The 22,080-nt window shown below is 47.9% G+C and carries 12 protein-coding genes; 7 read left to right on the top strand and 5 right to left on the bottom strand.

All coding sequences use genetic code 11. The features are described from left to right. The first annotated feature begins 92 nt into the window (after positions 1-92). From KBW69_RS18275 to KBW69_RS18265, 3 genes are all read left to right on the top strand, one after another. The gene (locus tag KBW69_RS18275) at positions 93-6,908 is read left to right on the top strand and encodes a hypothetical protein (RefSeq protein WP_257281772.1); all 6,816 of its coding nucleotides are present in this window, start codon (positions 93-95) and stop codon (positions 6,906-6,908) included. Between the two features lie 122 nt (positions 6,909-7,030). Continuing rightward, on the top strand, positions 7,031-8,407 hold the full coding sequence (xseA, locus tag KBW69_RS18270; RefSeq protein WP_257281771.1) for an exodeoxyribonuclease VII large subunit: 1,377 nt from the start codon (positions 7,031-7,033) through the stop codon (positions 8,405-8,407). A gap of 617 nt (positions 8,408-9,024) precedes the next feature. Beyond that, a complete protein-coding gene (locus tag KBW69_RS18265; protein ID WP_257281770.1) occupies positions 9,025-11,172 on the top strand; it encodes a hypothetical protein in 2,148 nt (715 codons plus the stop codon). 204 nt (positions 11,173-11,376) lie between these two features. Here KBW69_RS18265 and KBW69_RS18260 read toward each other — a convergent pair whose 3' ends face one another. Further along, positions 11,377-11,757: a hypothetical protein gene (locus KBW69_RS18260; RefSeq protein ID WP_257281769.1), complete on the bottom strand. Its 381-nt coding sequence runs from the start codon at positions 11,755-11,757 to the stop codon at positions 11,377-11,379. Between the two features lie 25 nt (positions 11,758-11,782). Between KBW69_RS18260 and KBW69_RS18255 the strand changes: the two genes are divergently transcribed. Beyond that, positions 11,783-13,744, top strand: a complete 1,962-nt coding sequence (locus tag KBW69_RS18255; protein ID WP_257281768.1) for a hypothetical protein — start codon at positions 11,783-11,785, stop codon at positions 13,742-13,744. 142 nt (positions 13,745-13,886) lie between these two features. Here KBW69_RS18255 and asd read toward each other — a convergent pair whose 3' ends face one another. The 4 genes from asd to leuC are packed head-to-tail and all read right to left on the bottom strand — an operon-like array spanning position 13,887 to position 18,236. Continuing rightward, on the bottom strand, positions 13,887-15,008 hold the full coding sequence (gene asd / locus KBW69_RS18250) for an aspartate-semialdehyde dehydrogenase (RefSeq protein WP_257252558.1): 1,122 nt from the start codon (positions 15,006-15,008) through the stop codon (positions 13,887-13,889). A gap of 17 nt (positions 15,009-15,025) precedes the next feature. Beyond that, a complete protein-coding gene (gene leuB, locus KBW69_RS18245) occupies positions 15,026-16,105 on the bottom strand; it encodes a 3-isopropylmalate dehydrogenase (RefSeq protein ID WP_257252559.1) in 1,080 nt (359 codons plus the stop codon). Positions 16,106-16,152: 47 nt separating this feature from the next. Further along, positions 16,153-16,800: a 3-isopropylmalate dehydratase small subunit gene (gene leuD / locus KBW69_RS18240; protein WP_257252560.1), complete on the bottom strand. Its 648-nt coding sequence runs from the start codon at positions 16,798-16,800 to the stop codon at positions 16,153-16,155. Further along, positions 16,797-18,236, bottom strand: a complete 1,440-nt coding sequence (gene leuC, locus KBW69_RS18235) for a 3-isopropylmalate dehydratase large subunit (protein ID WP_257252565.1) — start codon at positions 18,234-18,236, stop codon at positions 16,797-16,799. The genes leuD and leuC overlap by 4 nt, the downstream gene beginning before the upstream one ends. A 135-nt stretch (positions 18,237-18,371) precedes the next feature. On the opposite strand from leuC, the gene KBW69_RS18230 reads away from it, so the two are divergent. The 3 genes from KBW69_RS18230 (at position 18,372) to KBW69_RS18220 (ending at position 21,982) form a co-directional block, all read left to right on the top strand. Further along, a complete protein-coding gene (locus KBW69_RS18230; RefSeq protein WP_257252562.1) occupies positions 18,372-19,244 on the top strand; it encodes a LysR family transcriptional regulator in 873 nt (290 codons plus the stop codon). Between the two features lie 65 nt (positions 19,245-19,309). Next, positions 19,310-20,287 carry an MDR family oxidoreductase gene (locus tag KBW69_RS18225; RefSeq protein WP_257281767.1) on the top strand — a complete coding sequence of 326 codons (978 nt, stop codon included), beginning with the start codon at positions 19,310-19,312 and terminating at the stop codon, positions 20,285-20,287. Between the two features lie 252 nt (positions 20,288-20,539). Next, the gene (locus tag KBW69_RS18220) at positions 20,540-21,982 is read left to right on the top strand and encodes a TrkH family potassium uptake protein (protein WP_257281766.1); all 1,443 of its coding nucleotides are present in this window, start codon (positions 20,540-20,542) and stop codon (positions 21,980-21,982) included. Positions 21,983-22,080: the final 98 nt, after the last annotated feature.

Raw genomic sequence — 22,080 nt, 5'->3', positions numbered from 1 at the left:
AAAGCCTCAGTGACCGGGTAAGGCAGCAAATTCTGAACGACCCCGGCTCACTTTACCAGTTTGTTCAACAGCGGCCAGAGTTACTGAACAACGTGCTGACCTATTTGAACCGGGAGTTTCCGGGGCATCCAGTCCACTCATACTTTTTTGGTCGTGTACCACCCTATTTTACCCATCAAACAAACGGAAACCCACTGGCTTTGCTGCCAGAAGCGGGAAATGCGTTCCAGCCAGATACACAACTCCCGTCAACAACATTTACAACGGGCATGATTACTTTTTCTGGCGGTCAGGGCAATAGCGGGCCGACCCGGTCCCAGTCCGATCCGGCTTCCCCTTCTGAAAAAAAAGCCGAACAAAACGGCAAGAAAAGTGAACGAAGCAGTCACTCTGACGGCAGGAAAAGTGTTGACGATAACGAGCCACCACCGGACAGAAATCATCCAGTCACACCAGCAGACAGCGTCTCCTCGGCATCTTTGCTTGAACATCTATCTTATTTCTACAAAAAGTCCTGGCTTCGGCCTGAAAGAATGAGCCATATATCGGAATTTCTTTCAGAACAGCTGGATATCAAATCCAGGGAGCAATTTGAAACGTTTTACGGTCAATGCCAACTGCCCGATGATGAAGGTGAAACACTATACAACCAGATGCTTCGGGGTTTTGATCCGAAAAACTCTCAACACATGGTGCTGGCATCAAAAGCTCTGGAAAATTCTATAGAAGTCATTGTTCCTGATGCTCAAGGAGATCACTGCCATAGCTACCATGTTCGTACGCCTCAACAGCCTCTGAACAGTCTCGAAGATGCCTATGTCTTCCTGTTTTACGGGCATCACGCTGTAAAACTGTCTCATCACAGTGACAACTTCCTTTGGTCCACTCACTTCCTGACCAGCTCCCACTTAAATAAACAGGAAAGTGACTGGCTGAGAGACAGTCGATCTGAAAATGCTTTATGGGAACTGTTTCCACAGTGGCAAAAAGACATTTTGTTATACCGGGAAAATCTTCAATACAACGCCATAAATTCTGCCAGCGAAGAGCTACTGAAAAAGGCGTCCATAAAATCTGCCAGCGAAGGACTAAAACAGGCGTTTACTGCACCCGATAAATTCATGCAGGGGGAACAAGGACAAAACCTATTCAGTTTTTACAATACATTACGTCTTGCTTGTCACCCATTCGACGATAAAGAGAATCCTGATGGCACATTTTACATTAGTAAAAACGTTCTTGGAGCAGTGATTTTTTTCTGGCAAGACTCTGCCAGTAAATATATCCCCTTTATAGCTCCGGATCTCTCCATATCTTCAATAAACGACAAGATACAATCTATGGATGATCATTTAAAAAATTATTCCGAGGGCTCATTTTTAGTAAAAAAACAGGACATCCGCTATGTGATTCCTGCACTTGTGGTGCTTGCACCTGTTTTTAGAAAAACCTATACAGAAGCAGAGAGAGTTATATCTGGTACTGAAGATGCTCTTGTCTATGGTGGATTAGCCAGATGGCAACATCTTTCGTCTTCAGTTAAACCCACTGAACTTGGCAAGGTTCCTGTTACCAATGATATTGACCTGGCAGTTGAGGATATTACAAGTCTGGAAACCATATCAGCCTCGTTAGAGGAAAAGCTGAGAGACGCCCTGCCCGGCACCACCGTCAGACGCAACAACATTCACACCATAGTTTTAGCCAACCCAAAAGAATTACAGCGCAGAGGGCTACTGCACACCTTAAAGATCAATTGCTTTCCCGATACAAACAAAGGAAAAACAATGGGGTTCGCCCGTTGTAAGACAAAAAAATGGCGAATTTTGTCTATCGATATTTCTGCCGGTCCTGAAGGGTATTTCGATTTCATGCGTGTAGAACCTTTTGCCATAGGTTCCAAACTGCTTATGACAAACTTGCCTGCTCTGGTTGAAAAACTGCTGCAGGACATGCAACTTGATCAAACCAACCCAAGGATTGATTCAACACGACGGGTGCAAAATGCTCAAAATGTGTTAAAAATCTTGCTGGCGAGTGACACTGAGCAACAGGTTCAGGCCATTATTCAGCAGTCAGTCCTCAGCAGTTTTTCAGAATCATCCAGATTACCGGAATTTCTGCATCCATATATCAAGCCCCTGCCTGACAGTGAACAGGAAAGCAGTGTTAAGGCGAAAAATCCTGTGGGTGAGCAAAAAGGTATCGACCAACATGATAGAGCAGTTTCTACCGCTACTTACATTGAAGGTAAAGAGGCGATAACAGATGACTCAGATTTAGATTCCCATAAGAATAAACAGAAACGGATAAAAACGGTCAAGCCAGAAATAAGCGACATTGCAACTGCGCCAGTAAAGGTTGATATCAAATTAGAAGCAATCCCTGATGATCAAAGCTCTGCGGTAGCTCATCACAATAAGATCACAGCACCTGATTCGGCTGAATGCTCAAAAAAAGGAAACAAGAAAACCACCACCCAAAAGTCAGTCTTGAGTATAATCGATTTCGAAACGGCATTGACTCAATCCATAGAAATATCAAACTGGATTAGAGAAATGGATCATAACTTTCCGGGTGAGCTGAACAGGGCAATAAAGACACCACACTGCCAGAGCTCTGAAGAAAGCCCTGCGCCCGATGCAAAACTCGACACATTGCAAAATCAATTGGAGGATGGAAAAACAAAAACCCTGCAGATACTGGCTTGTTCCGGAGCTTCTGCAGATACATCCAGTGACCAACCAGTCATAACCATCAATCTGGCTAGCACCCTCGACAGTCGGCAGCGCACAGGGTTAGAACAGGCCGCTTATGAGAACCACTTCCCCTATGCCCAACTGGTTCAGGCGTTGTTCATTCTGAACCAAAAACTCCCGTCCGAAAAGGCGGAAGCACTTAAGATCTATGAAAAAGCATTCGAGCTACTTTTACCGGCAGCCATTGCTGGTATACCGCTTGCCTACCAATTATTAATTGGAATGCAATTGCACAACCACCATCCGGCGGGCTGGCCCCAGGTGGAACCGGTAAACCGACTGTTACGCAGCATGGCTTCCAGGGAGACAAGCTTAAGCCAGATAAAGATTGAAGGGGCATTGAATGAAGGGTTTCTCGAGCAGATCTACCAGGATGTGGATATCACCACCCTGACAAAGATTGAACAGGAGTTGGCCAAAGAGTCAGACCTCTCGGGCAGAGGCAAAGAGGTGAAGGCCATTCTCAATGCCCTGAGAGAACCCGATACCCGCTCTAAAGTAACAGCCCTTAAAGCAATCCGCTCCAGAAATCAGGAGCTGCAACAAACCATCGGGTCACTGATACTGATACTTGAGAGAAAAAAAGAACCAGCGGCCGGTCAGATTTACAGTGAACTTTGGTCGTACAGCCTCAACACTTTGCAAATTAAGGGCGCCTTGAAAAAAAAATCTCCGCTCATTGATATATCTTATTTCCCACACGTACTAGCCATGACTGACCTGAAAGCATTCATGGATACCGAGCGTACCGGACAATTGCTCGAAAATAATCAACCCAGATTCATAGCCTTTTGGAAAATGGGCTTTTGGGAAAGCTATCTCAAAGCTTCGTTGAGCAAAGACAGCAAAAATGAAAAGAAACTATTTGATGAGCATCATGACAAAATAAGCAATAAAGCCATTGAAAAGTCCAGACCCGACTTAATAAAAGACTGGATTCTTGCCAGGTCTTTGCTGCTTTCAAGGAATTTTATTCAAGTCAAAAAGTTTCCGGTTCCGGCTTCCCCCACTTCGGCGCAACTGACATCTGGAACCGATACCAATACTGAAAAAGAAAAAAGAACCATAAACACAACCAGACGACCAACAGAGCTAAGGCCACGCATCCGACCATCAACAGAACCATTCAATGAACGGGTACACAACCAGTATTTATTTCAACTGGATAACAATATTATTCAGGAAGTGGTCTTGATTCAGGAAAACCCGAATTTTTTTTTGCAACAGGTAGAAAAACACATCACTGCATTCAGAAAGACTTTACTGATCAATGGTGACCATGCAACAAACATACTGGGAATGGGTTATTACTATTTTCTGAAAGCACTGGCCATGATGGGAGCCAAAATGGCCGATGATAATAAAACGATTGAGTTGTCCCTAAGCCCGATAGTCAAACTCGTCGCCAAAAAGATAAAAGAGACTATTTTATTGTCTAAAAAACATTACTTCCCTTATGCCCCGATGCTCTTGCTGTTTTTTGAACAGGGTGTGGAAGAAAATTCTGCCAGCACATTAACAAATGCCAATTTCTCTGCATTCTCCGGGGTGTCACAGTCTATTGAGATTTTATTGGAATGGGACTCGAATCTATCGGTTCTGGCCGGAGTATTCCTCAAGTGGCTGGTGCTGCTTCCAAAGCCTTTCGAACTTAAACTGGCCTTTGATGCAGACACTTACGCGAAAAACCCGAAAAGCAAGATTCCGGGTAAGGTAACCCCTTCCATACGTCTACTTAGAAAGTTTCTGGAGCAGCTTCCGGTAGAAGGCTCTGATGGCGCCGTTGATGCTGTTTTGAATCAAATCGGCAAGACATTTACAAATGCCCGGCATCTGTCAAACGAACAACTTGAACAAGCGACAGCAACAGAGTATGCGCGAGCAGCTGGGTTAGGTAGCATAGCGGAGGCTGACGCTGTGACTGCGTGGAAGAAGCCGAAGGACGCGATTTTGGGACTGGAAGCCTTAATATTGGAAGGGACAGCGAAAGCAGATGCAGCAAAAACAGCATTAGCGAAAGCGGTACAGATATTGGAAAAGCATGAGACAGAGAACACGAAAGAAAAATTAAGATTGATACTGTATCTCGCTACTGGTCGAACAGAATTGATGAATTTTAGTGGTATGGATATATCCGTATATATCATTAGCTTTTCTATATTTGCCTTTGAATCAAAGTCAGAGATTTCCATATTGCTGAAACAGGCTCAGAAGGAGTACATTAATAAAGGTATTAATCCTGAACTACGGGCAACAGCAGATCTTATAAAACTTGCTTTTTATCTGGTTTGTGTACCAACAGAAGTGAAGCCGGACCTCCCACATCTTAAAGCCCTTTCCCTGAATGCCCAAGCCCGCTTAACAGCTCATCATTTTGGTCATGACTTACAACTTCTGACAAAATTAATTGATTTGTTTCCTGAACTGCTTAACGATGATAAAACATCGTATTGGATCAACACTCTTTTGCTGGCTCATCAGCATATCATCACGTTCATCGGTGGAAATGCAGAAAAGGCAAGAAAACTTCAGAGTGACTCAGATGATTGGAAAGAGATAAACCATTGGCTTCAGAGCTTTGTATGGCACAAGCCAGTCAAGTTCCATACAATTGCACGCAATCTTCACTCACAGCTCGTAGACTATGCAGTCTTTCACAATGACAACTTGAAAAAGTTCAAAGATGGAGACGAAAGTACTTTTATTCTTGCCATTGAACAGGCCAGAAAAGTTGGCTATCAGAAATTAAAACAGACGTTAAAACAATATGAAGATAAAACGGATATTCTATCAGTAAAGATGTCAGGCTGGCTTCACTGCCTGGCTGGATTGACGCTTCTGGAGGCAGAAATAAGTTCTGATCACAAGCAGATAGTATTGACCGGTCGCAAAAGAGTCCTGCTCAGCGCACATGATCATTTCGGCAAAGCTCGTGAACTTGGCTTCCCTTATGGTGGCTATCTGGAATCACTGGTGTTAATGCGGCTAGCCAACCACTATCAGTACTATCAGGGTGAGAACCCCGAAGCCTCGCAAACAGACCCGATTTATAAGCCTGTTATTCAATACGCATCGACCAAAAAACCAGAGAAAAAGATCTTTATTGAAGCAGGTAAGATTGTTACGGAAATTTTGCCCGGTTTGATAGCAAGCTCTCTACTGGGTGTGCGCTTTGCGGCTGAAGCGGCCATCAGAGTCTTTACTGATGAACGGTTTAATCTTCTGCATATCCCTCAGGCTGGGTGGCCAGCACTGATCGCAAAGCATTTTTTTATGAACCCCGTACACCATAACCTCCAATTTTTGTTCAGTCATGATGGCCCTGAAGTTGAAGAAGCGTTATTTCCCAGGATAATTGATCCAGACAGTATTGAAAGCATACTGTTGAAACCGCTGGAGAACACAAGGCGTTTTCCCATTAAAAAAAGACCAAAACAATATTGTATTTTTCTGGACAATGAAATCAAAAGTAATGACAGACCAGAGAACATTAAAAAGTACTTTAGCCTTGTAAAGGCTTTTGTATTAGGTAAATCAGAGATGCTGGATGCTTCATCCGAGGCAACCGTTTCTGAAATTGATCAGCTATCAGAGAGTGTTGCAAGCTATGGGCTAAGCCGGAATGAATATACAGCATCGTTCGAAGTGCTACAGGAAACACCACAACCTGATACCGCTTTTGATGCATTCGTTTATAACCTGCCCCGACTGGAATCTCACTCAAATTATGAGGCTATAAGAAGTGCTCTTTTGAAAAAACATCGCACAAAGTCAGTCTTGGTTCACTATTATTTATGGGCTTATGAGACGCTCAATAATAGCTATGACAACGAACAGGATCTGTTCTGGAATGAGATAATGACGAAGAAGATTGAGGAAAATACACAAATGAAAGCCGTTTTTTTGGCACTTCTGGCAACCGCCGATCTAACGCTTATGTATGATGAAAACCGGAAGGCTATGAGCACCGCATTCGAACGATATGATGCAAATCTTGCTCCCTGGCTGGATTTTTTTCACTGGATATCAATCACTCCCGCCTTTCTTCTGGGAGAGAAAGAAAGGGCAGACTTCCACCTGAGACGTTATGGAAACCAAAATATTATTAAGTCATTAAGCAATTATCCAGTATCTACTCAACAAGAGTAACAGGAAGGCCTTGACGGGCACGCCCGATGCGGACATTAATGAATGTATAGTTTGATCGGGGATAATCAAGTATATTGTTATTCAGCCTTATCTCTCTCAAACACCATGGCATCAACATTCTCATGCAAGGCCATAATTTATTTCATGCTGAGCAGGGTACTCCCGCTCAATCGGACAATCAGCGCCCTCTGACGGTAACAGAGCTGAACAGCCAAACCCGGCGAATGCTGGAAACGCGGTTCGCAAATGTCAGAGTTGAAGGCGAACTTTCCGGTCTTGCCCGACCCGGCTCAGGACACTGGTACTTCACCCTTAAAGACGCCAATGCCCAGATTCGCTGTGCAATGTTCAAAAACCGAAACCGCAGCCTGCGTTTTGTTCCGGCTGAAGGCATGCAACTGATTGTCAGAGGTCGGGTCAGTCTCTATGAAGGTCGGGGCGACTACCAACTGATTGTCGATCATATGGAAGAAGGCGGCGCCGGTGCTCTTCAGCGTGCTTTTGAGGCGCTTAAGCTCAAATTAGCCACTGAAGGTCTGTTCAATTCAGAGCATAAAAAGCCTCTGCCGGCCTTGCCCTCTCATATCGGTGTCGTGACCTCGCCAACAGGTGCCGCTATCCGCGACATCCTGGCAGTACTAAGAAGACGTTTCCCCTCCATACCCATTACCGTCATTCCCAGTGCAGTCCAGGGTAAAGAAGCTGCCAACGAGTTGGTCAGAGGCGTTGAAATGGCCAATCGCAGCGGGCTGTTTGACGTTCTTATTGTCGGTCGCGGGGGTGGCTCACTGGAAGACCTCTGGCCTTTCAATGAAGAAAGGGTCGCCAGAGCCATAGCAGCTTCCGATGTTCCCGTGGTCAGTGCTGTGGGCCATGAAATTGATTTTACCATTGCTGATTTTGTCGCCGATTACCGGGCCCCTACGCCATCGGCAGCAGCTGAGGTGCTCAGTCCTGACCAACAGGATATTCTCAATAAGCTCGCCTTACTGAACCGCAAGCTTCAGGCTTTAATGAAGCATCGTCTGCAAGTCCTGTCCCAGACGCTCGATAACACCAGTCTGCGCCTGCGTCATCCGGGCGAACGCCTGAGAGAGCATCACCAGCGGCTGGAAGATCTGCACATTCGGCTTCAGCAATCCATGACCATCGCCCTGCAGTTCCATTCTGCAAGGCACCAGAGACTCAACGACAGACTCCTGCAGTCTTCACCTTCAAGAAGCATTGAGCGGCTGCAAGGCCAGTTGAATCTGCTGAAAAATCAACTGGATTCATCCATACAAGTACTTTTAAAGCAGAAAGAAAGTCGCTTAAAACAACTGACCGGCATGCTGGATGCCGTCAGCCCCCTGGCAACACTGTCGCGAGGCTACAGCATTGTGGCCAGGGGCGATGAATTTATTCGAGAGGCCGGGCAACTGACGGAAGGTGAACGGGTGACGGCACGATTCAGCCAGGGTTCAGCAGACTGTCAGGTGATTGAGATTCACAAATCGTGACGACTATACTTCAATACTCAACCGTTCTGACTCCGCATAACACCGCTGCCAATCCGGATAATGTCTCAACCTGGTTAAGAAAACTCAGAGTAAAGGCAGGTGATCAATCAGGGCGATGCCGTATATCAGGCATTAAGCTGTTTTTTTGCCGGAAGGCTTCTGTTCGCTCAATGTCGTATTTTTCGGTCTGCTGAACTTTGTATAAATCCCAGTGCAATTGCAAATTAAGCCGGGAATCCGTTGACATGCAAAAGAATCGGGCAAGATTTAAAGCGCTGCCTGGAGTAATTCCCTGCTTGCCATTAACAAGTTCATTGACCGGCTGTTAAGGAGGGTGTCGCATAACTCTGCCTCCCATGCTCCAGATTGGGAACCCGTACCTTATCTAAGCTTTAGAGCCGGGTTTTCAGTGGAGGTATGTATTTCCACGCTGGGGCGTGGGAACCAGTTGTTGGAGTTTTGCAACACCTTCTTGATGAAGAAGATAAAAAACACGCTTGTTTTCTTGATCTATCCTTCTCCTCTGTAAACCAGAGGACAAGGATAGAATTATTAAACACTCACTTTTTGCGGCACTGCTCTTACTGTCGTTTTCTGTCGTCTGCCAGGCGGAACCTTTGGCAAGACATTTTGTTATCGAGTTTGAACAGAATGCAGATTTTCCTGGCAAAAACTTTTCTGTAAAGCTCAACCGACCAACATTGTCAGATAGCCCATCAGGCATTGTCGACACTAACGGCAATGTAGAACCAGACTCATCACCTGATGAAAAACGACAAAAACCTCACAGTCTGGAAGTGAAAACAACTCTCTTAGAGTCGATTTCGTGGCGATGGCTTTTCGCGACGAATCTGCTGGTTGCTTATGAGCTTATTCTGACCGCCAGAGATGCCCATCTAAACCCAAACCCTTATTCATGCTTAACTGTAGAAGCATTTACTGTCGGTTGGCTTTTAAAAAACTATCGAAACGCCAATTCACCACTGTCTAACCCGATCGAGCAACAAGAAGCAAGTCAACATCACCGGCTTGCTATCACCGCTATGATGCCAGGCTCTGAACAAGACCCACCTCATTATCAGCCATCAGAATCATCAGACCAGCATGCCCCGCACGGCAGCAGCAGTCACATCAGAGGCTATTTCACCAGTCTCCTGTTTTCTGACTCTGCCGACGGTGACGAAGATCCTGAACAACACCTGCATACTATGGGTTTAAATTGTTATATCCATCCCTGTAATGGTGTTTGTCGATTTCGACCATCTTCCGACTCATCCAATAGCGTAGTGCCAGATTATGAAGAAAGTTCGACATACGACACTGAAGAAACATCCGGAGAACGTTCATGCTCCCACGCGGCCAACAGACTCTGCTATCGTTGCAGCCCTGTAGATGGGGTCGCCTCAGACGGGACCGCGGACTCAATGGGTGCAGGGGCAGCCGGTACCATTGACTCTAACGGGCAAAAAACCTGTAACGTGATCTTAGTCGGTGAAGATGGCCAACTGCGGCAATGCCAGAAAGTCTACAAGAATCAAAAATCACTTACGTCTCACAAAGCCAGATACCATACCGGGCAAAAAACCTGTGACGGAACGGTTGTCGGGGAGGATGGCCAGCCACGGTCATGCGGAATGGTCTGCCAGAATGCTAATGCCCTCGCTTATCACAAAAGAAGCGTCCACACCGTAAAACAAAAACAAACCTGTACCATGACCGTGGTTGGGAAAGATGGCCAGCAGCGACCATGCGGAAAGACCTACGATAATGTTCAAACCCTGTCGAATCACAAAAGGATATACCATAGCGGGCAAAAAACCTGTCATGTAACAGTAGTCGGCGAGGATGGCCAGCCACGGCCATGCGGAATGGTCTTCCGGCATGTTGGAGCGCTGGCGGGTCACAAAACAAGATGCCATACCGGGCAAAAAACCTGTGTCGTGATGGTGATCGGGAAGAATGGCCAGCCGCAGCCATGCGGGACACTCTGCAATAATGCTAAAGCCCTGTCAGCTCACAAAAACAATCACCATAGCGGGCAACGAACCTGTGACATAACCGTGATTGGGGAGGATGGCCAGCCTCGTCGATGCGGGGAGGAATGCACAAGTTCTCATGCTCTGACGTTTCACAAAAGAACCTCCCACACTGGACAACAAACCTGTGACGTAACCGTCGTTGGAAAAGATGGCCAAAAGCGACTATGCGGGGCAGTCTGCAAGAACGCTCAAAACCTGTCGGGTCACAAAAGCAGAATGCACAGCGGGGAACGAACCTGTGACGTGATCATGACCGGGGAGGATGGCCAGCAGCAGCCATGCAGGAAAGTCTACAAGAGTTATCAGGAACTGAGGGATCACATAAGAAAAGATCACAGCGGGGAACAAACCTGTGAGGAAACTGTAATTGGGAAGAACAGGCAGCAGCGGCCTTGCGGGGCGGTGTGTAAGAGTGCTTTTGCCCTTTCGGTTCACAAAAGCGCATACCATACCGGGTCAAAAACCTGCTATGTAACACTAACCGGAGAGGATGGCCGACCATGGCCATGCGGAAAGCTCTTCGATAATGCCAAAGCCCTGTCGATCCACAAAAGAAAAGACCACAGCGAGCCACAAACCTGCGATATGACGGTGGTCGGAGAGGATGGTCTGCAGAGGCCGTGCGGGACTGTCTGCAAGAATGCTTTTGAACTGACGCGACATAAAGGAATACATCGCAAACGCAAGCTTGTTGATGTAGAACGAAACAATGACCTCACGCCTTGAAATGGCACCCGCCCTTCATGAAGAAGACACAAAAACACTCTTTATTCTGACCAGCAGAGACGTCTTTCTATGCTCAAACCCTTATTCATCCTTACCTGTAAGATAGAAATTGTTATATCTATTCTGGACAAGCAACCTACAACGTAATTTCAGTCGGCAAGGATGGCCAGACAAAAAGATCTCACCGGCATCAGGATGAATGAATTACCGTGATGAATGACGGGTTATGCGTAGCTTTTGCTTCTCGGAAGGAGCAGGAGAAAAGATATTTTGCAACACCTTCTTGATGAAGAGATAAAAAACACGCTTGTTTTCCTGATCTATCCTTCTTCTCTGTAAACCAGAGGACAAGGATAGAATTATTAAACACTCACTTTTTGCGGCACTGCTGTTATTACTGTCGTTTTCTGTCGTCTGCCAGTCTGAACCGCTGGCAAGACATTTTGTTGTCGAGGTTGAAAAGAATGCAGATTTTCCTGACCAGAACTTTTCTATAAAGCTTAACCGACAAACATTGTCAGGCAACCCATTAGACATTGTCGACACAAACGGCAATGTAGAACCAGACTCATCATCTGATGACAAACGACAAAGACCTCACAGTCAGGAAATGAAAACAACTTTCATAGAGCTGATTTCGTCGCGATGGCTTTACGCGACGAATCTGCTGGTTGCTTATGAGCTTATTCTGACCACCAGAGATGCTTCTCTATACCCAAACCCTAATTCATACTTAACTGTAGAAGCAGTTACCACTGTCGTTTGGCTTTTAAAAAACTATTGGAACGCCTATTCACCACTGTTTAAGCCGATCAAGCAACAAGAAGCAAGTCAAAATCACCGGTTTGCTATCACCGCTATGATGCCAGGCTCTGAACAAGACCCACCTCATTATCAGCCATCAGAATCATCAGACCAGCATGCCCCACAAGCCAGTACTCACATCAGAGGCTATTTCACCAGTCTCCTGTTTTCTGACTCTGCTGACGGTAATGAAGATCCTGACTGGCAACTGCATACCGTGGGCTTAAATTGTTATATCTATCCCTGTAATGGTGTTTGTCGATTCCGACCATCTTCCGACTCATCCGACAGCATAGTGCCAGATTGTGAAAAAAGTTCGACATACGACACTGAAGAAACATCCGGAGAAAGTTCATGCTCCCACGTGGCTAATAGATACTGCTATCGTTGCAGCCCTGGAGACGGGATCGCCTCAGACAGGATCGCAGACTCAATGGGTGCAGGGGCAGCGGGTACCATTGACTCTGGCAGGCAAACAACCTGCAACGTGATCTTAGTCGGCGAGGATGGCCAACTGCGGCAATGCCAGAAAGTCTACAAGAATCAAAAATCACTTTCGTCTCACAAAATCAAATACCATACCGGGCAAAAAACCTGTGACGTAACAGTAGTCGGGGAAGATGGCCAACCACGGCCATGCGAAATGGTCTTCCAGAATGTTAACGCCCTCACTTATCACAAAAGAAATGTCCACACCGGGCAACAAACCTGTAACGTGACTATGGTTGAGAAGAATGGCCAGCGTCGACAATGCGGTAAGGTCTGCAATGGTGTTCAAGCCCTGTCGAATCACAAAAACTCATACCATAGCGGGCAACAAACCTGTCACCTGACAGTAGTTGGAAAGGATGGGCAGCCACGGCCATGCGGAATGGTCTTCCAGAGTACTAAAACCCTGTCGGGTCACAAAAGAAGATATCATACCGGGCAAAAAACCTGTGTCGTGATGGTGATCGGGAAGAATGGCCAACCGCAGACATGTGGCTCAATCTGCAAGAATGCTAAAGCCCTTTCAGCTCACAAAAACAGTTACCATAGCGGGCAACGGACCTGTGACGTAACCGTGATCGGGGAGGATGGCCAGCGTCGCCGATGCGGGGCGGACTGCAAAAGCTCTAAAGCCCTGACGGATCACAAAAGAACCTTCCACACTGGACAACAAACCTGTGACGTAACTGTAGTTGGGAAAGATGGCCAGAAGCGACTATGCGGATCAGTCTTCAGTAACGCTCAAACTCTTTCGGGTCACAAAAGCAGAGTGCACAGTGGGAAACGAACCTGTAAAGTGACCATGGCCGGAGAGATTGGCCAGCAGCAGCCATGCGGGAAGGTCTACAAGAGTTATCAGGCAATGATGGTACATATAAGAAAAGATCACACCGGGCAACAAACCTGTAAGGAAACTGTAATGGGGAAGGATGGGCAGCAGCGGCCGTGCGGGGCGGTGTGTAAGAGTGCTTCAAGCCTGTCGAGTCACAAAAGCTTATACCATAGCGGGCCAAAAACCTGCGAAGTAACACTAATCGGAGGGGATGGTCGGCCGTGGCCATGCGGAAAGCTATTCGATAATAGCAACGCCCTGTTGGTCCACAAAAGAAGAGACCATAGCGGACCACAAACCTGCGATACGACAGTGGTCGGAGAGGACGGTCTGCAGAGACCATGCGGGAATATTTGCAAGAATGCTTTTGACCTGACGAATCATAAAAGAATACATCGAAAACGCAAGCTTTTTGATGTACACCGGAACAGTGACCTCACTCAGTGAAATGACATCCTCTGGAGCGCGGGAACGAGTAAACGAGTTGTTTTGGAGCTATTGAGCAAACAGGCAGGACTTAATATCCAGCAAGAGAGATAGAAAAAGTTGGTCCAGCAGCCTGTCGGACTTAAGGCTGCCAGCCAAAAGATCAGAGCAAAATACCCAGCATTCGACGCAGAGGCTCGGCAGCCCCCCACAACAGCTGGTCTCCTACCGTAAAGGCAGACAGATATTCAGGCCCCATATTCAATTTGCGAACACGACCCACTGGAATATCCAGACTACCGGTCACTGCTGCGGGTGTCAGCTTCTCCATGGTCATCTCACGGTCATTGGGGATCAGCGAAACCCAGTCGTTGGCACTGGCAACAAGGCTTTCCACATCAGCCATTGGAACATTTTTGTTCAGTTTGATCGTCAACGCCTGACTATGACAACGCATGGCTCCAATGCGAACACAGACACCATCCACCGGCACCAGAGCCTGACCGTCCAGACCGAGAATCTTGTTGGTTTCTGCCTGAGCTTTCCACTCTTCCCGGCTCTGCCCGTTTTCCAGTTGACGATCAATGTAAGGAATCAGACTGCCTGCCAGAGGTACACCGAATTCATTCTGTGGCAAATCCGAGCTGCGCAGCAGATCAGAGGTCTTGCGGTCTATATCAAGAATGGCACTGACAGGATCAGCCAGTTCTTCAGCAACATTGTCACGAATCACACCCATCTGTGTGATCAGTTCACGCATATTACGGGCACCGGCGCCACTGGCAGCCTGGTAAGTCATGGCACTGACCCAGTCCACCAGACCTTCGCGAAACAGTCCGCCAATCGCCATCAGCATCAGACTGACGGTACAGTTACCACCGATAAAGTTCTTAACACCGGCGTCAATGGCCCGGTCGATAACCGGACGGTTGACTGGATCCAGAACAATAACACTGTCGTCCTTCATTCTCAGAGAAGAAGCAGCGTCAATCCAGTAACCCCGCCAACCACTGTCACGCAGGGGCTGAATGACTTGATTGGTGTAATCGCCACCCTGACAGGAAATAATGATATCCATCGCGGCCAGCGCATCAATCGAATGAGCGTCCTGAAGCGCTGCAACAGGCTTGCTGTGATCTTTACCCATAAGTGGACCGGGCTGACCGTGCTGGGATGTGGTAAAGAAGACCGGATCGATAATCGCAAAGTCGTTTTCTTCACGCATACGATCCATCAACACTGAGCCGACCATTCCCCGCCAGCCAACAAAACCGACTTTTTTCATAACTACCCCCTAAATGCTCAAGCCTTCAAACAAGCCACAACGGCGTCACCCATTTCATAGGTGCTTACCAGTGTGCAACCTTCTGAGGCAATATCTCCGGTACGCAGTCCTTGATCCAGAACATCGCTGACTGCTTTTTCAATCGCATCAGCCGCTGCCATTTCCCCCAGAGAATAACGGAGCAGCATCGCCAAAGAAAGAATCTGGGCCAGTGGGTTCGCTTTACCCTGACCGGCAATGTCCGGGGCAGAACCGTGCACAGGCTCATACATACCCTGGTTGGCTTCGTTCAAAGAAGCCGACGGCAGCATGCCAATGGAACCGGTGAGCATGGCGGCACAGTCACTCAGAATGTCACCAAACATGTTGCCGGTGACCATCACATCAAACTGTTTGGGTTCACGCACCAGCTGCATTGCCGCATTATCAACATACATATGGCTCAGTTCCACGTCAGGGTAATCAGAAGCCATATCAGTCACTGTTTCACGCCAGAGGGCGGTCACTTCAAGCACGTTGGATTTATCCACCGATGTCAGTCGACCACCTCGCTTTTGTGCCGCTTCAAAAGCTACTTTGGCAATGCGCCTGATTTCAGATTCACGATATACGTAGGTGTTGTAACCTTCACGCTCACCGCTCTCGAGTGTTCGTACACCTCTTGGCTCACCAAAGTAGATACCGCCGGTCAGCTCACGGACGATCAAAATGTCCAGACCCGCCACCAATTCATGCTTGAGGCTGGATGCTTCAGCCAGCTGCGAGAACAACATTGCTGGCCGCAGATTAGCGAACAGTCCCAGTTCGGCACGCAACTTCAGCAGTCCACGCTCAGGGCGGTTCATCATAGGCTGGTCATCCCACCTGGGACCGCCCACAGAGCCAAACAGGATGGCATCAGACTTTTTCGCTTCGGCCAGAATCTCATCGGTCAGGGGAACACCATGAACATCCAGAGAAGCACCACCCACCAGACCTTTACTGATTTCAATAGTCAACCCAAAGCGGGCTTTAACGACATCCAGAACCTTCAGCGCTTCAGCGACAATCTCAGGACCAATACCGTCACCCGCCAGGCATAAAATCTGCTTGCTCACTTACCTTTACCTCTGATTAAAAATACTGTCTTGTAAACTGACCGGATTTAACGGATAGCATCAAACAACCAGGGCTGATTATTGCGATGACGTTCTTCAAAGGCTTTGATCTCATCAGCGTCCTGTAATGTCAAACCTATGTCGTCCAGACCATTGAGCAGGCAGTGACGTCTGAACTCATCGATCGAAAAGCCAAGCTCACTGCCATCTGGCTTGATCACTTTTTCACGTTCAAGGTCGACTTTCAGCTGATAGCCTTCCTGTGCTTCAATTTCACTGAACAACGCATCAACAGCGTCTTCCGAAAGAGTGATCGGCAAAATGCCGTTCTTGAAACAGTTATTGTAAAAAATATCGGCAAAGCTGGGCGCAATGACGCAGCGGAAACCAAAATCATCCAGAGCCCATGGCGCGTGTTCCCGACTGGAGCCACAACCAAAGTTTTGCCGGGCAATCAGTACGGATGCACCCTGATAACGATCCTGATTCAGAACAAAGTCTGGATTCACCGGACGTTTTGAACAGTCCTGACCTGGCTGCCCTTCATCCAGGTAACGCAATTCATCAAACAGATTCGGACCAAAGCCACTGCGCTTGATGGATTTCAGAAACTGCTTGGGAATGATCATGTCGGTATCAACATTGGCACGATCAAGCGGCGCCACTAAACCGGTATGAATAGTAAATGCCTTCATAGTGTCTGAGCCCCCTGTCCCATCACTTCTTTATTAATGAAAAGTCGCACATCAACAAAATGGCCGGTTACTGCAGCCGCTGCCGCCATAGCCGGGCTGACCAGATGTGTTCGACCACCAAAACCCTGACGACCTTCAAAGTTACGATTAGAAGTGGAAGCACAATGTTCACCGGCTCCCAGCTTGTCAGCATTCATGGCCAGACACATGGAACAGCCTGGTTCACGCCATTGCAGACCAGCGGCTTCAAAGACTTTATCCAACCCTTCCTTCTCTGCCTGCTCTTTTACCAGACCCGAGCCCGGAACCACCAGTGCTTCCTTAACGGTGTCGGCTACCTTTCGGCCTTTTACGACAGCAGCCGCCTCTCTGAGGTCTTCAATACGTGAGTTGGTGCAGGAACCAATAAAGACACGATCAACAGGAATATCCGTGATCGGCATGCCTGCTGTCAGCCCCATATATTCCAGGGCTCTTTCATAACCTTCAGCATCCGTCGGGGAGGGTACGTTGGCATCTACAGGCAGAACCATTTCAGGAGAGGTGCCCCAGGTCACCTGAGGCTTGATGTCTTCACCTTGCAGAACGACCACTTCATCAAAAACAGCATCGGCATCAGAGTACAGGTCGGACCAGGCGTCTACTGCCTTGTTCCAGAAATCACCTTTGGGTGCAAAGGGACGACCTTTCACATAATCAACCGTGGTCTGATCAACCGCGACCATGCCCGCCCGGGCACCTGCTTCAATGGCCATATTGCAGACGGTCATTCGACCTTCCATGCTCATGGCACGCAGAACATCACCGCCAAATTCTATGGCAAAGCCCGTGCCACCGGCAGTTCCGATCTTACCGATAATGGCCAGAACCACGTCTTTAGGCGTAACCCCCAGACCCAGCTCGCCATCAACACGCACAAGCATGTTCTTCATTTTCTTGGCAACCAGACACTGGGTCGCCATGACGTGCTCGACTTCGGAGGTACCAATACCGTGGGCCAGAGCACCAAAAGCGCCATGGGTCGACGTATGGGAATCACCACAAACTACAGTCATACCCGGCAGGGTTGCGCCTTGCTCCGGGCCCACAACATGAACAATACCCTGACGGGTATCCATCATATCGAACTGAACAATATCGAAATCATTACAATTATCATCCAGTGTTTTGACCTGAATTTTGGAGACAGGATCTTCGATACCATCAATGCCGGTTTTGCGTTCATCAACGGTAGTCGGCACATTATGGTCAGGCGTTGCCAGATTGGCATCAATACGCCAGGGTTGGCGGCCAGCAAGGCGAAGACCTTCGAACGCCTGTGGAGAGGTGACTTCATGAAGTAGCTGACGATCAATGTAAATCAGAGACGAACCATCGTCCCGTTGACGAACAAGGTGGTTGTCCCACAGCTTGTCATAGAGCGTCTTACCTGCCATTAGCTGAATCCTCATTACCGCATTTTCGTTATACGGGTATCCTAGAACGAGAGAACAGATTACTCAAATTCATCTTTTTTATGCTATTAATAACTATAAGTTATCAATTGTTAGCTCTTCACAAAAAACTGAACCATGGATATACCAAGCCTTACCGCATTTCTGACCGTTGCTGAGTGCAACTCGTTCTCTCTGGCGGCAGAAAAGCTGCATTTGACCCAGCCAGCTGTCAGCAAACGTATTGCTTCCCTGGAAAGCCAACTGGATACCCAGTTGTTTGATCGCATCGGTCGACAGATCAATTTGAACGAAGCTGGGCGCATCCTTTTGCCCAAAGCCCGGCAAATGCTGGCGTTGATGAAGGATTCCCGTCAGGAAATCAGCAACCTGAAGACTCAGGTAAAAGGCACTCTGGCTATGGCCACCAGCCACCACATAGGCCTGCGCAGGCTTCCAGGTATATTGAGGGAATACTCTCGTCGCTATCCGGAGGTCAGACTCGACATTCGTTTTGTGGATTCTGAAGTGGCTTACGAAATGCTGATTCGGGGTGACATTGAATTCGGTATCGTAACACTCTCTCCTGACAATCCGGATCGTTTTGAATCCCGACTGATCTGGAATGATCCGTTGATGTTCATGGCGGCCAAAGACCACCCCCTGTCGGGTCTAAAAAAAGTCAGCACTCAGCAATTAAGTGAACACCAGGCGATTCTGCCAAGCTCAAACACATTTACTCACCGGCTGGTTCGTAAATTGTTCGAACAAGAAAGCTTGTCTCTGCAAACTGCCATGACGTCCAATTACCTTGAAACGATCCGGATGCTGGCCTCTATCGGACTGGCCTGGACCATTTTGCCCGCTTCAATGCTGGACGACGATCTTGTTGCACTGAAAACACAATGCCGTACGCCTTCACGAGAGCTGGGTTACATCACCCACAGAGAGCGGACCTTATCCAATGCGACCAATGCGTTTCTGAATCTTCTGAATCAGGAATCTGACTGACCATTGTTATTCGCAGAGTTACCCCTATAATTTCACCATCTTTCATTGAACCGATGGAGCGCCGTATGTTCAAGGCACTGTTGCTAGAGCAGGCAGGCAATGCCACTGTATCTTCTGTCCAGGAACTGGACGACAGTCGTCTACCCGAAGGGGAAGTGACGGTAGCGGTGGAATATTCCTCTCTCAACTACAAGGACGGCCTGGCCATCACCGGCAAGGGCAAGGTTATCCGCAATTTCCCCATGGTTCCGGGCATCGATTTTGCCGGCACAGTCATCGATTCCTCCGGTCCTGAATTTTCCGAAGGTGACAAGGTCATTCTCACCGGCTGGGGCGTGGGTGAAAACCACTGGGGCGGTATGGCTGAAAAAGCCAGGGTTAAAGCCTGTCAGCTAGTGAAAATGCCAGACGGACTCAACAGCCAAAAAGCCATGATAGTCGGCACAGCAGGTCTCACAGCTATGTTGTGCGTGATGGCTCTGGAGCAGTCCGGTGTCACACCTGAAAAAGGCGAGATTCTGGTCACTGGCGCCAGTGGTGGCGTGGGCACTACTTCTGTCGCCCTACTGGCAAGACTGGGTTACGACGTTGTCGCTGTATCAGGCCGTCCTGAAAACTCCGACATGCTGATCAACCTGGGGGCCAAACTAATCCTGCCAAGAAGCCGCTTTGAAGAGCCCGCCCGCCCACTGGATAAACAAATGTGGGCTGGTGCCGTCGATACGGTTGGCAGCAAACTGCTCGCCAAGGTTCTCTCGGAAATGAACTACGGTGGTGCTGTTGCAGCCTGTGGCCTGGCGGGGGGCTTTGACCTTCCAACCACAGTGATGCCATTCATCTTGAGAGGCGTGAATCTTCAGGGGGTTGACTCAGTAATGTGTCCAACAGAAAAACGTATTCAGGCTTGGGAACGACTGATGGAGCTGTTGCCCGAAGATTTCTACAACCTGGCCTGTCAGGAAGTCTCTCTGGAAGAAGTTGCTGAATACGCTGAAGCCATCACTGTGGGTCAGGTAACCGGTCGTATGATCGTAAAAATCTAACCTGATCGTTTAATTAAGTAGAATCTATAAAATTCGAGCCTTTCGCTCTGCTATTTTTCGGCCAACTCATCTTTTCATGTTGCCGTCTTATTCAAGGTTACTCCATGGATCTGACGGTAATATGCTTTCATGTCAGAAGATTGAGGACCAAACATTCAGTTAGCGCGACCTGCCGCTAAGTACTAACCCTTAATTACTTCGAATCCTTCAAGTGTAATAGTTCGATGTTTAACTAATTAAACAAAAACAACCATGAATTTCCGCCCCGTTCTCCTCGTCATAGGCCTGTTTCTGGTGATGTTATCAGTACTGATGCTACTGCCAGCCCTGCATGATTTCGTTATTGGCGCGGAAGGGGTTTATTCATTCACTTTGTCGGCCCTGATCACCCTGCTGGCAGGTGCACCGCTTTACTACTTTTGTCGTGTACCAGAATTCAATCTCAACCCAAGACAAATCTTCCTGCTGACCAATACCTCCTGGCTCACAATGAGTGCCTTCGCAGCCCTGCCTCTGTATATACAACTGGATATCAGTTATACCGACGCATTTTTTGAAACCATGTCCGGGATTACAACAACCGGTTCTACCGTGCTCAGTGGACTTGACCAGATGAATACCGGGGTGCTCCTGTGGCGCTCACTGCTTCAATGGCTGGGTGGCATTGGCTTTATTGTTCTGGCTGTTGCGGTACTGCCTTTCCTGAAAGTGGGTGGTATGCGCCTGTTCCAAAGCGAGTCTTCCGACTGGTCAGACAAGGCCATGCCTCGCTCAGGCAGCATCGCCAAGCGTATTGTTTGTATCTACCTGGGTATGACCGTTTTTTGTGCGTATCTTTATTTTCTGGGAGGCATGACTGGCTTTGAAGCCATCAATCACGCTATGACCACTCTTTCCACCGGGGGCTACTCAACTTCCGACAACTCTATGGCTCAGTTCCAAAACCCTTTCATTCACTGGGTTGCTATAGTGTTCATGATTTGTGGTTCTCTCCCCTTCGTTCTGTTTGTCAAATTCCTCAGGGGGGATCCTCACTCGATGCTGAGAGATAATCAGGTACAGGCTTATTTCAAGTTCCTGATAATACTCTGGGGGCTTTTCACTCTCTGGTTGTTTATCAACAGTGACTATTCTCTGTTCAAGTCTTTGACCCTGGTTGCCTTTAATACCGTTTCTGTTATCACCACGACAGGTTATGCATTGACGGACTACACCCTTTGGGGAGGATTTGCAGCCACCCTGTTTCTTTGCCTGACGGGTATTGGCGGTTGTTCAGGCTCCACATCAGGCGGAATAAAAGTTTTCCGTTTTCAGATTGGTGCACGCCTGTTGGGGATTCAACTGAAACAATTGGCTCATCCCAGGGCCTGTTTTGTACAAAGTTATAACGGCCATCAAATCAGCAGCGACATATTGAGATCCCTGATCGCTTTCTGTTTCTTTTTCGTACTTCTGACCACCATTCTCACCCTGCTTTTGAGCCTGCTGGGGCTGGATCTTGTCACCAGCCTAAGCGGTGCAATGACGGCCGTCACCAACGTTGGACCCGGACTTGGAGATATCATCGGACCAGCAGGCAATTTTTCATCGCTGCCTGATACAGCCAAGTGGTTACTGAGCGCGGGAATGCTGCTGGGCAGATTGGAAGTTATTACCGTTCTGGTACTCTTTACTCCAGCATTCTGGAAACATTGACAAGTTTACATCCTGTCTGTCTGGATATCCTTTCACCCCCAACGGGTCTTCCTGACCTCTGAAAGGATAACCAGACCGTTCAATAAAGATCGTGTCAG

The organism is Endozoicomonas sp. ISHI1, assembly GCF_024606225.1.
GTDB lineage: Bacteria > Pseudomonadota > Gammaproteobacteria > Pseudomonadales > Endozoicomonadaceae > Endozoicomonas_A.
This window is presented reverse-complemented; position numbering and strand designations above follow the sequence as displayed.

Excerpts from the sequence above, each read along its gene's own strand:
- leuC (WP_257252565.1), bottom strand. The coding sequence starts at position 18,236 with ATGGCAGGTAAGACGCTCTATGACAAGCTGTGGGACAACCACCTTGTT.
- KBW69_RS18255 (WP_257281768.1), top strand. The coding sequence starts at position 11,783 with ATGAAAACAACTTTCATAGAGCTGATTTCGTCGCGATGGCTTTACGCG.
- KBW69_RS18230 (WP_257252562.1), top strand. The coding sequence starts at position 18,372 with ATGGATATACCAAGCCTTACCGCATTTCTGACCGTTGCTGAGTGCAAC.
- asd (WP_257252558.1), bottom strand. The coding sequence starts at position 15,008 with ATGAAAAAAGTCGGTTTTGTTGGCTGGCGGGGAATGGTCGGCTCAGTG.
- xseA (WP_257281771.1), top strand. The coding sequence starts at position 7,031 with ATGCAAGGCCATAATTTATTTCATGCTGAGCAGGGTACTCCCGCTCAA.
- KBW69_RS18220 (WP_257281766.1), top strand. The coding sequence starts at position 20,540 with ATGAATTTCCGCCCCGTTCTCCTCGTCATAGGCCTGTTTCTGGTGATG.
- leuD (WP_257252560.1), bottom strand. The coding sequence starts at position 16,800 with ATGAAGGCATTTACTATTCATACCGGTTTAGTGGCGCCGCTTGATCGT.
- KBW69_RS18225 (WP_257281767.1), top strand. The coding sequence starts at position 19,310 with ATGTTCAAGGCACTGTTGCTAGAGCAGGCAGGCAATGCCACTGTATCT.